Here is an 11007-nt window from a genome sequence, read left to right as displayed (position 1 = left end):
CAGCTCGGCCCAATCCATGTCGTCAAAGGCGGGGAGCGGCGTGGCGAGCACATGCGCCACGTCGGCGACTAGGCCGCGCCACTGGACGGTGCTGCCCCCGCCTGCATGAAACCCGCAACCGCCTCCGAGACCGCGGCGAAGTCCGATGCGCCCATCTCCTCGACCGCCTCGACCGGAATGCCCGTCAGCAGGGATGCCATGACGATGCCCTTGTCGAACTCGGTCGCGTCCTTGCCGGCCTCGACGTCGATGGCGCGCAGATCGCGCACCTTCGGGCTGCGCACGGTGACCTCCGCGATCACCATGCCATCATGCTCGATGGGCTCACGCAGATTGATGGTGACTGTCCTTGCCATGATGTGTTCCTCCTCAGCCGGTGGTCGGAATGCGCAGGATGCGCCGCTCGTCGTCATTCTGGGAAACACCGTCGAGCCGCCAGTCGGTGGAATAGAAATCCCAATAGAGTTTTTCGCGATCGGCAAACCAGAGCTCGTAATGCATCACCTCGTTGATGGCGTAGCCGTGGCCCATCATCTCGCCGCGCTGAAAAGTGTCGGCCTCGACCTTGCCCAGCCTTCCCTCCATGATCGCCTTGGCCTCGTGGGCGACGCCGGTGCGCTTGTCGCGCACGACGCCATAGGCGGTGAAGACGCTCGCCCGGCTGGCGCCGAGGCCGAACCGGGTGAGAAGATCGGGATCCCAGCCGGCGAGCTTGAAGGTCGGCTCCAGCTTCTGGATGCCGACGGCCACCTCGATCTGCACGCGCGAGCCGCCGGCATGGTGGTCCTGGTACATCTCCTGCAAGGCTGGAAGCTGCAACTCGGTCAGCGTCAGGTGCTTTGATGCCGTGGGATCGTGATCGCCGCAAAACAGGTTGGCGGCTTCCATGATGTAGATCGTGCTCATGGCGATCCATCCTTGTTCGGTTAAGCGTGAGAGGTTGTTTGGAGACCGGTCTGTGGGGCTTTCGCGCCGGTCGGGGTTATGTTTCAAGCTCTGGAAGTGCAAAGAGCAAAGCCATGGGTGAATGACCAAAGTCACAAGCAAGACGAAGCGCTACCCGTCGGACTTGACCGACGATGAGTGGGAGCGAATCGCGCCGCTGATGCCCGCGCCGGGTCGTCGGGGTCGACCACGCGAGTTCGAGTTTCGCGAGGTGATCAACGCAGTGCGCTATCTGGCGCGTTCCGGCTGCGGCTGGCATATGCTGCCAAGTCACTTCGGTTCCTGGGAGACCGTCTACGAATGGTTTCGTGAGCTGGTACGGCGGTTCCTGTTTCAGACCATCCATGATGTGACGATGATGATCGGCCCGGAGGTTCCGGCGCGTGAGGTAATCGACAATCAGTCGGTCAAGGCACCGTTCGCGGAAGCCGCGTGGTCAAACGCAGCCTACAAGATTGCCGGGCGCAATCGCCATATCGCCGTCGGCACAGACGGGCGACTGTTGTTGGTCAACCTGACCAGGGCCGACATCGCCGACAATGCCGGGGCGCAGCTGATCCTGGACGCAATCCGCAAACGTTGGCCGTGGGTGAAGCATCTGTTCGCCGACAGCGCCCACGAACGGCTCAAGCTGATGGACAAGGCCGCCTATCTTGAGTTCGTGGTCGAAGTAATCCGCCGGTCAGCCGACGATAGGGACAACGAAATCCTGTCCCGCCGATGGGGGGTCGAATGCAGCTTCAGATGGATGATCCCCTGGCGTCGTCTCGTCCGCGACTACGAGAAGCGCATCGACGTTTCTCAAACCGTGACCCTCGCAACCATGTACGGAATCCTCGGCGGCAACACTCCGAACTGAGTTGACCGACGAAGGCTCAGCCGGTCACCGCGCCGACCTGCGATATGAGGTCGCCAAGCAGGGCGTCGAGTGCCGGGCGGTAACGGGAGGATTGGATGCCGAGATAGCGCAGGACCGGTGCTTCCTCGGCGGCGAAGCTGACCGTGAAGCGGCCAAGCCGCAGTTCCTCCGGCGAGTTCTGGTCGCGGGTGAACTTGACCTCGAAGCCCAGGATGTCGTTGTCAGCCTTCAGGTCGCGCAGCGCCATGACCATGGTGTTCTGCACCGCCTGGATGGTCTGGCCGGTCAGGTTGAAGCGGCCGAGATAGAATCGCAGCGTTCTGAGCAGCATCAGGTGGATGTAGTCGCGACCCCGGGTGACATTGTAGAAGCGCCAGAGATCGTCCTCGCCGGCATTGTCGGTGCCGACGAAGACATAGCCGCCAGAGGCAATGGCAGTCTCCACACCGAGTTCGCCACGCAACAGCACGCCGATGTTGTTCGACAGCAGCGTCTGGCCCTCGGTCGCACCGTCGGTCAACGAAAAGCTGATCGGCCGCGAGGGGCCGACGATGCCCTGCACGGCCTGGTTCGCCCAGCTGTGGAACGGCCGGCCCTTCCTCTCGTGGTCGCGGCGCACGCCAATGCCGATCACGGCCGGCGACAGCGGAACGACGGTCGCAACACCGCCGACCAGCATCTTGACCGCGGGATCGACCGGGATCAGGCGGTCCGAGTTCAGCGTCTCGCGCCAGTCGATCGCATCCTGGCTGCTGGTTGCCGGGCCATCGACGACGGCATGGGCAAGCAGCTTTGAGCAGACGGCCGGAAGGGCCGCACAGACGGCATTGGCCTCGCCCACCGCGCGCTGGCTGGTATGGCCGGGCGCGCAGACCAGGCGCGGGATGACGCCGAGCAGCGGCCCTGCCTCGAGGAAGGCGTTCAGGCCGGTCGCGATGCCGTCACCGACGATGTTGGCGATGGTCTCGTCGACATCGGCGCCCTCGGCGACGCGCACCACGACGACCTTGGCAGCGACCTGGAACTCGCCGAGCTGGTTGTTGATCAGCACGATGGCGTCCTTCAGCGTGCCCGAGGCGCCAAGGGCGGTGAGCTTCGTGGCAACGTCAGAATAGAGGAACACCGGCGTGTCGAGCGGAAAGACGAGCACGTCAGCATCCGGCGCCGTGCCGATGATGCCGACGACCGCCATGTCGCTCCACACGGCGGGGCGCGGTTCATTGTCGATGCGCGTGATGGAAATGCCGAAGGTTGGATCGGACATGGAAGTGTCTCCGCAATGAAATGATCGCCCCGCGTAGGGAAGTCCGCGGGCGCCGTGATGGCTTGGGTGGTGCAGATGGAGAGACCCGCGTCAGTAGACGCAGCCGTCGTTGATGGCGTGGATCTGTGTCTGCAAGCGCGCGAGCGTCGTCTGTAGGTTGGATCGGAAGGTGCCCACGGATTTCGATCACAACCCAGCAGTCCGCTGCTCAGAAGCGGCTGCTCCGCCCCCAGTGTCGCGCTGGCAAACGGCATGTGGGTAAAGCCACTGGTGCGCGACGAAGCATCGATTGTCTCGACACCAGCGCCACCTGCGCCCGCACCCCTTCGGCTCGTGCCATGGTGTTTTCCGTTTTCGAAGGTGGTCAGATCATGTGTTTCGCCATAAGTTAATGACGAATGCGAATGGAGCCGGTCGTATCGCAACACTGGTGAATGCGCACCGGATGATCGTCGCGCGGGGCCATGCACACAAAATTGGAGAAGGCATGAGCCGTCGACATGAGCTGGACGCCCTGCGCGTGCTGCTTTTTGCGCTTCTGGTTCCGCATCATATCGCCGTCGGCTTTGTCGATTGGGGCGTCGACATCTATCAGTTTGTGAACAATGACCTCGCTGGTGACGGGATGAGCCTTTTCATCTTCTGGAGCCACAGCTGGAGATTGCCTTCGCTTTTTCTGATTGCCGGGATCGGTACCTGGTTTCTCACGCGCAAGGCTACCGGCCCGGGATTCATTGGCAGCCGGCTCTCCCGGCTCCTTGTGCCAGCGCTGTTCGGTGCGGCTTTTCTCAATGTCTTCGGCGGGTATGCGATTGCATGGATGACCGGCGACGTCCCGCACTTTCTTGCGTTCTGGTGGCTTTGGCTTACGGAACCGACGCCACGGCAGATCCAGCATCTCTGGTTTCTGTTCAACCTCGCACTCTACACCCTGGTGTGCTGGCCGCTTTTCGCCCTGCGCGAGGGGATCGCGCGGTTGCCGCTTTCGCCCCGGTCATTGCTGGCAATGCTGGTTGCCCTCTCAGCTTTGGCTATCCTCGGACTGAAGCCACATGCCGCGGCACTCGTTGGCGACAACTACCAATTTGCCCTCTATCTGATCTTCTTCATCGGAGGATACCTTGTCGGTGCGAAGCATCAGGTTGTTCTGGATTGGGCCGGGCGCCATGCCTGGATGCTGTTGAGCGCAGCTGTCCTGCTTTTTCTGGTCAAGACGGTCCTGCTTACCCTCGCCCTGCTCGAGGATGTGCCAACTGGCCAGGCCCTCGCCGCAGGGGGATGGGTTCCAGCGGGTTTGCAGCCCGCAAACGCCGCGCTCTACTCGGTCGTCGAGGCCACGACGGCTTGGGCATGGTGCATCGCCGCCCTCGGGCTTGCGGTCCGATTTTTGAACAGGCCCAGTACCATTCTGACCGAGTTGAACCGTGCGGTATTCCCCGTCTATGTCCTGCACTTTCCAGTTACGCTCGTTGGTCTCGCCATTGCCGCGCAACTGTCGTGGACGTGGCCTGTCGAGTTCGTGCTACTGCTTATGTTTGTATACGGCGTGACCTGGATGCTTTGGAGAATCGCGGATCGCCTTGGTCCGGTCGCCTATCTTGTTGGCGGCAAGCCGGCAGGTCCCATTATTTCCGCTGCCACGGCAAACAAAACGTAGCGCACCAAGCCGAGCAAAGCTTGTTGTTCGGCGTCAGCCGCCGCAGGCCCGCGCCAACCGATTTCAGCGAGAACGACAGGGTTGCCAGCACGCCGCCACGCGCGGTCTGCGCGAGGAACTGCCCGGCCTTGACCGCAGCCTCAGCGCAACGAAGCCTGCCGGGATACTCAACAGGGCGGGCCGCGGCTCGCTGTCGATGCGCGTGATGGAAATGCAGAAAGTCGGATCGAACACGGCGTGTCTTCGCAATAATGATCGCCGCCGCGTAGGGAAGTCCGCGAGCGTTGAGATGGATTGGGTTGTGGAGTGGTCGGCGCGTGCCTCAGTACGAGCCGCCGTCGTTGATGGCGTTGATCTGAGTTTGCAGGCTGGTCAGCGTCGTCTGCAGGTTGGAGATTTGGCCGATGCCGTGGCCGTGGTTGCTGTCGGCTTTGCCCGCGAGGGCCGTCGTCAGGTTCGGGATGTTGCCAATGCCGAGCGCCACCACGCCGGTCTGACCGTTGACAGAGGCGACCGGACCCGACGCCAGGACCGCCTCTGCTGTCGCAGCTGCAGCGGCGGCGTCCTGTGCTGCCTGCTGTGCCAGAGCCAGCGTCGCCGTGACGTTGGTGGCCGCCTCAAGGATCGTCTTCGCCAGCCCCGCGCTCGCCGAGATCACCCAGTCGTCGTGCTGGGCGGCGCCAATGTCGCCGCTGATCGCCGCGACCTTGAACGCCAGCCCGCCGTTCTCGCGGCTGTAGGCATGCACCTCCAGGAGCGCCCAATCGTCGATCGTCCCCTCCGCCGCCCCCTCGGCGTTGCGCGACATAATCACATAGGGCGTCGGCGCAAACAGCGCCCGGGCCGCCGTATCATCGATGACGATCGTGGTCTCAAGCCCAACCGAGACGGTCAGCGGCGACGCGGACGTCGCCACCAGGAACCCGCTCTCTGCCGCGGCACTCACCTGCGCTAGTGCGGGGCCCAGAACCTCGTTCACCCGGGTGAGCCCCAGCATCACCAGGTTGTCGGACGCCGTCGTGATCGTCGTGATCTGCCCGGCCAGCTCGTTCAGGCTCTCGACGATCAGCCGGTAGCGGCGATTGAAGAAGTCCCGATCGAGGTCCTGGCTGTCACGAACCCGAAGGTCTTCGAACCGCACCACCATGGCGTCACTCCATCCGGATCGGGCTCGCCGACGCGATCGCCTCGGGGTGCTCGGCCTTCAGCGCATCGTAGACCGACGCCTTGACGGTGTAGCGCGCGCCCGGACGGAAGCGCGCGGCGGCGAACTCGATGTGCCGGTTCACCGTGATCTTGTAGTGCGAGGGTGTTTTCGCCATCACGGCGTCTCCTTCATGGCATCGGATCAGCGTGGACTGGGCCAGATCAGGACTGGGCGAACTCGATCAGCTCGGCGACATGGAATGTGCTCGCCGCCGAGACGGTGGAGCCGACGATCTTCACCGCATAGGTGGTCACGGCGACGACGTTGAAGATCGAGGTCCGGCGGATGGTGCCATCGGTCAGAACCACGTCCTCGACCACATCCGCGGTCTCGGTGCCATCCAGTGTTACGCCTGTCAGCAGCGTTACCGTCGCGTCGTGCTGTGCCTCGTCGAATGCCTGCAGGTCGGTCACCACCTTGACGCTGGTCGTCGCAGAGCCCAGCGTCCGCGTGTTGCCGACCCACGTGAACGCGGTCTTGGTGCGGCTGACGATCGCCTGTGAGCCGGTCAGTCCCAGACCTGGCATCAAGTCTGTGGTGCCGGTCAGTGTCACGCGCAGCGGCAGGATCGCCGGCAGCCCGGTCAGGTTCGGTCCGTTCGGCGCCCCGTCGAGCGGCACCCATGCGCCATTCACCTGCACCTCGAAGTCGGTGCGGCAGGCGGGCGGCGTGATCGCCTCGTTCAGGATGTCGATGTCGAGGATGCCACCGGCAAGCTGCAGCGCCGTCATCTCGATCGACACCCGGGTGCGCTCGAACTTCGCGAAGTAGAGCCGCATCTTCAGGTCGTCGACGAGATTGCCGGCAAAGAAGGCCCCGTCGGTCGAGACGAAGAACGTGCCCTGCACCACGCCATTGTCGCTGTTGGTCATCGCGACGTAGTGGTCGCCGGTCGTGATCGCGACGATCGCGTAGCGGCGGCCCGCTACCAGGTATGTCGGCGCGATCACGACCTTCGTCTCGATCAGAGAGGGCAGACCCGCACCGCCGGAATTGGCGCCGACCAGGATGTCGGCCAGAGGGACCGTGGTGCGCGAGAGCACCCGGTTGAGGTTCGGCATGCCGAACCCGGTCTCGCAGACCATCAGCGTCACGTCGCCTGAGGCCGCCTTGCGCGAGAAGAACAGGCCGACCTGCGAGAGCCAGCCATCCTGGCTGTTCAGAAACGTCTGCGCGACCTGCTGCCCGTTGATCGTGGCCGTGGACGCGACGCGGTCCCAGTACGGCTCGACATAGACGTCGATCCAGAACTGCGTCAGCCGCACCCAGTGCACGTTGCCGTTCGGAATGCGCTGGCCGTTCGGCATGGTGTCGGGCACGCCATTGGTGACCTGCCAGGTCTCGCCGTCGCGCTGGAACACGCCCAGCACCATGTCGAACTGACCCTGCCGCCACCATGTCGAGTTGGTGCAGACCGTGCGCGTCGAGCCGAAGCGGCGCCGCTCGCGGGTCCGGGTCAGCTGCCGGACCTCCGTCGTCTCGAAGGTGTACTGCGCCATCCGCGTCTCACCGGTGTAGCCGGTGAGATCCATGCGCAGGCCATGAGAAAACTTCGGCAGGACGAAGCCAGAGGCGTTCTGGATGAAGACGTTGTTGGGATTGAGCAGCGCCAGCGGCGAGGTCTGGGTGCCGGCGATGGCGAAACGAATGCCCTCGCCCACCACCGCGTCGTAGCTCGCATGATCGGTGTTGGTGCCTTCCTCGTTCAGGAAGTGATCGGTGCCGTAGTAGATGTAGGCGCCGGGCTCAAAGACCCGCTGGCGCAGTTCGTCGAGCTGCTGCGTCAGATCGACGACCTCGTTCTTCAGTGCCACGGCCAGAAAACGGTCGGCCAGCGCCGAGAGGTCGGTGCGCAGTGTGTCGACCTGACCGCTGATCTGGCCGCGCCAGTTCTCCAGCACTGTTGCGCGGTTTGCCACTGCGCGCAGGTTCGGGAGCTGCGTCGGCGCCCACTGCTCGATGCCGACAACGCCGGTGGTGTCGAGCAGCAGGTACGCGATGACCGTCACGTTGGCGTCCGTCGTCGGATAGCTCGGGTCCGGACCCTCGACGCCCGCGACCGTCGAGACCTCGGCACGGCGCAGGTTCTCCATCGCCACCGACTGCGGCTCGGTCGTACCAGCCTCCGCGTCGATCAGGAAGTCGCGCGGCTGCACGTCGGTATCGACCGACTGGCCGAAGGTGACGATCGCCACGCGACGGCGTGTCAGAAACGGCAGCGCGTTGAACAGGTCGATCACCACGGTCTCGTTGCGGTCATGGACCTCGCCATTGGCGTAGAGGCGGCCTGCCGACAGCGTCACCTCGGTTGCTCCGGTCTTGGTGACCGCAAAACCGACATAGCCCCGCCCCGGCTCGACCGCATCCTTGACGATGTGGTCGAGCGACGTGCGCGCGAACTCCTGTGTGCTGTTCAAATCGCCCGACTGGAGCTCCTGCCGGTCGCGATAGATGACGATGCGTTCCATGTTCAGACCTCGATGTATCCGCCGACGGCAGCCTGGCCGACTTTCTGGCGATCGCCGGCACGGATGGCGCGATGGGTTTTGGTGTCGATCAGGATCTTGTCGCGCAGCGACTTGGTGATCCGCACCGCATGCCGCGCGTCGGCGATCGGCTGCTTGGATGTCGAGATGACAAAACTCTGCACGAAGCGGCCGGCGATGCGCCATGGCCGGCGACCGAGCAGCCGGATGCTGGCCTCGGCATGGTAGGCCGGCATGCCGAGACGGGTGTTCCCGAGATGCATCGACCTGCGCCGCTCGATCGGGATGCGATCGGGGTCATGAATGTGCCAGCGCTCGAAGAGATGCCGCCAGGCAATGGTGGGCGGCAGGAAGCCGCCCGCGATCCGGCTTCCGCCACCAGCATGGACCGCACCCTTCTGGCCCGCGTGAACCTCGGCGATGAACCGAGGCCGCACGTCGATCATCTGGGCCTGCGGCCAGACCGTTGTGTAGGTCTCGCGCCCGAGACGGAACACGTAGCTGGCATCGCGGGGGATGCGGATCATCCGTTGCGCCACACCCTGATCATCGACGAGGAAGCCGCGCGCCCGAGGTGGGGCGTCGAGGTGGATCGCCCTGGTGGCCTTGGGGCCGAGGATCACCTCGTCGAACTCCTTGGCGCCAACCAGGCCGGCGCGCTCCAGCCTCACCTCCCGGAGCGTCAGCGTTGTCTCCCCGCCGCGGTCCCACAACTTTGCTGTCCGCGTGTAGCGGGAAGCATTCGTGCTGATCTGGCGGATCGGTCCGAGCAGCGTCTCACCGAGCATGCGCTTCACCGACAGGAAGCAACCGAAGGGTCCCGTCTGGCCGCGCGCGACAAAGGGATAGACGCGCAGCTGCGGAAACAGCGCGAGGTACGCCTCGCGCTCGGTTGGCGTGAAGGCAGGCGAAAGGTGGGTCTTGGCGGGTGGAACGATGAAGCGGCGAAGGTCGCCGCCCATGATTTTCACCGCCTCGGCGATTGCCGTGGCCGTGCCCTTTCGCGCATGCATTCGCAGCGAGCGCGCCAGCATCAGCCGGTGCTTGTCCTCCGGCCAGTCCTTCTCCCAGAAATCGACCGACAGGCCCCACGCGACCCAAGGCAGGAAGGGCGACGGCGCCTCGAAGGGTCGTACCAGCTTCGGCAAATCGATCGGCAGGTCGGCGATGCGCGCGCCAGTGAGGTCCGCAGCTTCCTCGAAGGCCGTGCGATTGGCCGGAAGGAGCGTCTCGCGGGTCATGGGTCAGTCCTGACTTACGGAGCGGATCGGTGCCCATGAATACAGAGAGCGGACGATCCTATTGGTCCCGGGTCGTCTGGACGGTCACGGTCAGCGCGGTGACCGCGTAGACCTGGCGCTCGTCCAGAACCACGTCCTCGGCAGGCGCGACGAGTTCGACCGAATGGACGCCCTCCTGATGCAGCCGTGCGAAGATCGCCGAGCGACGCAGGTTCATGCCCAGCATCCGGTTTCGCTCGACCCATGCGGTGAGTGCTGCCAGCGCACGGCTCTGCACCAGCGTCCCGTCCGGACCGGGATAAAGCGTCAGCCGGGCGTCGATCGTAATCGGCACCACATGCGGGCCGAGCACCTGCACCACATCTGTCAGCGGCCGGACCGCGTCGTCGCGCAGCGCGATCAGCACGGATTGCAGCTCGGCCGGCGTGGGCACCGGATTGGTGCCCTCCTTCAGCATCGTCACCCGCACGGTGCCGGGCGCCGTCATGATCGCGCTCACATCGCGTGCCCACGGCGCCACCGTCAGCGCGTGATATTGGTAGGCACCCTCGGGGCCGGCCACCGAGAACGCCTCGGGCGCAAGCTGGATGCGGCGGCGAAACCGGTCGTCGGGCTCGTCCTGTTGTCGCGCTGTCGCAAACAGCGCGCCGAGATGGTCGAGGTTGCCGGCGTAGGACGACGCCAGCAGGACCGCTCGGGCGCTGTCATTGATGCGCGCCCGCAGCAGAAGTTCGCGATAGGCGAAAGCTTCGATCAGCTTGCGCGCTGGCTCGCTCTCAAGGTCGATCACGCCGACGATGGCCGGAAAGCGCGCAACCAGGTCGTCGCGCATGTCGGTGACGATGGTCTCGTAATCCAGCGTCTCGATGATGTCGGGCGGCGTCATGGCCGACAGGTCGATGGCGGTGAACCGGCTCATGACGTCTGCCTTTGCTCGATCAGGATGCCGTCCGGGTTGGCGTAGGCGTCAACCCGCCTCGCTCCGACGGCGGTGACATCGCCGAACACGGCACGCGGGCGATACTCGCCGTCGAGGAAGAAGTGCAGCCGGCCCTCGCGCGTCACCTTGACGATCTGGACCTGCGTCACTCGGTAGCGCGGCTCCCATTGCTCGATCGCCGAGGTAACCGCGACGAAGAACGGCGTGACGTCCTTTGGCGTGATGTTCTGGCCGAGCAGGTTGGGCACGAAGGAGCCGTACCATTCCCGCATCACCCGCGTGCCGAACTGGGTGGAGAAGATGTCGCGCAGGCTCTGCTCGACATGGTCCCAGCCGGTGATCGTCCCGCCGGTTGCAGCGTCAATGCCGATCGAGGGATTTTGCAGCGTCGCCATCGGCTATGGCCTC

Annotated in this window: 11 protein-coding genes; 2 read left to right on the top strand and 9 right to left on the bottom strand. The window is 64.4% G+C overall.

From position 1 onward, the window contains the following. Positions 1–68: 68 nt before the first annotated feature. A complete protein-coding gene (locus N1F91_RS03040) occupies positions 69–356 on the bottom strand; it encodes a phage tail assembly protein (RefSeq protein WP_289990212.1) in 288 nt (95 codons plus the stop codon). 13 nt (positions 357–369) lie between these two features. Beyond that, complete coding sequence (locus tag N1F91_RS03035; protein WP_289990210.1) at positions 370–906, bottom strand: phage major tail tube protein; 537 nt, start codon at positions 904–906, stop codon at positions 370–372. Between the two features lie 121 nt (positions 907–1027). Here N1F91_RS03035 and N1F91_RS03030 point away from each other — a divergent pair, with 121 nt between their 5' ends. After that, a complete protein-coding gene (locus N1F91_RS03030) occupies positions 1028–1804 on the top strand; it encodes an IS5 family transposase (RefSeq protein ID WP_289990208.1) in 777 nt (258 codons plus the stop codon). A 16-nt stretch (positions 1805–1820) separates the two neighbouring features. Here the strand turns inward: N1F91_RS03030 and N1F91_RS03025 are convergent, their stop codons facing one another. Beyond that, on the bottom strand, positions 1821–3068 hold the full coding sequence (locus tag N1F91_RS03025; protein ID WP_289990206.1) for a phage tail protein: 1248 nt from the start codon (positions 3066–3068) through the stop codon (positions 1821–1823). A 487-nt stretch (positions 3069–3555) separates the two neighbouring features. Between N1F91_RS03025 and N1F91_RS03020 the strand changes: the two genes are divergently transcribed. After that, positions 3556–4725 (top strand): acyltransferase family protein, encoded by a 1170-nt coding sequence (locus tag N1F91_RS03020; RefSeq protein ID WP_289990204.1) that lies wholly within the window; start codon positions 3556–3558, stop codon positions 4723–4725. Between the two features lie 322 nt (positions 4726–5047). Here N1F91_RS03020 and N1F91_RS03015 read toward each other — a convergent pair whose 3' ends face one another. Genes N1F91_RS03015 through N1F91_RS02990 form a run of 6 tightly spaced genes read right to left on the bottom strand, consistent with a single transcriptional unit; the run spans position 5048 to position 10994 of the window. Further along, complete coding sequence (locus N1F91_RS03015; protein ID WP_289990202.1) at positions 5048–5872, bottom strand: hypothetical protein; 825 nt, start codon at positions 5870–5872, stop codon at positions 5048–5050. A 4-nt stretch (positions 5873–5876) separates the two neighbouring features. Next, complete coding sequence (locus tag N1F91_RS03010) at positions 5877–6047, bottom strand: hypothetical protein (protein ID WP_289990200.1); 171 nt, start codon at positions 6045–6047, stop codon at positions 5877–5879. A 46-nt stretch (positions 6048–6093) separates the two neighbouring features. Beyond that, complete coding sequence (locus N1F91_RS03005; protein ID WP_289990198.1) at positions 6094–8400, bottom strand: hypothetical protein; 2307 nt, start codon at positions 8398–8400, stop codon at positions 6094–6096. Between the two features lie 2 nt (positions 8401–8402). Continuing rightward, complete coding sequence (locus N1F91_RS03000; protein WP_289990197.1) at positions 8403–9659, bottom strand: phage tail protein I; 1257 nt, start codon at positions 9657–9659, stop codon at positions 8403–8405. A 58-nt stretch (positions 9660–9717) separates the two neighbouring features. Next, a complete protein-coding gene (locus tag N1F91_RS02995) occupies positions 9718–10578 on the bottom strand; it encodes a baseplate J/gp47 family protein (protein ID WP_289990194.1) in 861 nt (286 codons plus the stop codon). Continuing rightward, positions 10575–10994, bottom strand: a complete 420-nt coding sequence (locus N1F91_RS02990) for a GPW/gp25 family protein (RefSeq protein ID WP_289990193.1) — start codon at positions 10992–10994, stop codon at positions 10575–10577. Before N1F91_RS02990 ends, N1F91_RS02995 begins: the two co-directional genes overlap by 4 nt. Positions 10995–11007: the final 13 nt, after the last annotated feature.

Source organism: Aquibium sp. ELW1220 (assembly GCF_030398385.1).
Taxonomy (GTDB): Bacteria; Pseudomonadota; Alphaproteobacteria; order Rhizobiales; family Rhizobiaceae; genus Aquibium.
The sequence above is the reverse complement of the archived record's forward strand: the minus strand, read 5'-3'. Positions and strand labels throughout refer to the sequence as shown.

Coding starts and splice junctions, on each gene's coding strand:
- N1F91_RS03015 (WP_289990202.1), bottom strand. CDS start 5,872: ATGGTGGTGCGGTTCGAAGACCTTCGGGTTCGTGACAGCCAGGACCTC.
- N1F91_RS03000 (WP_289990197.1), bottom strand. CDS start 9,659: ATGACCCGCGAGACGCTCCTTCCGGCCAATCGCACGGCCTTCGAGGAA.
- N1F91_RS03040 (WP_289990212.1), bottom strand. CDS start 356: ATGGCAAGGACAGTCACCATCAATCTGCGTGAGCCCATCGAGCATGAT.
- N1F91_RS02990 (WP_289990193.1), bottom strand. CDS start 10,994: ATGGCGACGCTGCAAAATCCCTCGATCGGCATTGACGCTGCAACCGGC.
- N1F91_RS03010 (WP_289990200.1), bottom strand. CDS start 6,047: ATGGCGAAAACACCCTCGCACTACAAGATCACGGTGAACCGGCACATC.
- N1F91_RS03030 (WP_289990208.1), top strand. CDS start 1,028: ATGACCAAAGTCACAAGCAAGACGAAGCGCTACCCGTCGGACTTGACC.
- N1F91_RS03025 (WP_289990206.1), bottom strand. CDS start 3,068: ATGTCCGATCCAACCTTCGGCATTTCCATCACGCGCATCGACAATGAA.
- N1F91_RS03020 (WP_289990204.1), top strand. CDS start 3,556: ATGAGCCGTCGACATGAGCTGGACGCCCTGCGCGTGCTGCTTTTTGCG.
- N1F91_RS02995 (WP_289990194.1), bottom strand. CDS start 10,578: ATGAGCCGGTTCACCGCCATCGACCTGTCGGCCATGACGCCGCCCGAC.
- N1F91_RS03005 (WP_289990198.1), bottom strand. CDS start 8,400: ATGGAACGCATCGTCATCTATCGCGACCGGCAGGAGCTCCAGTCGGGC.
- N1F91_RS03035 (WP_289990210.1), bottom strand. CDS start 906: ATGAGCACGATCTACATCATGGAAGCCGCCAACCTGTTTTGCGGCGAT.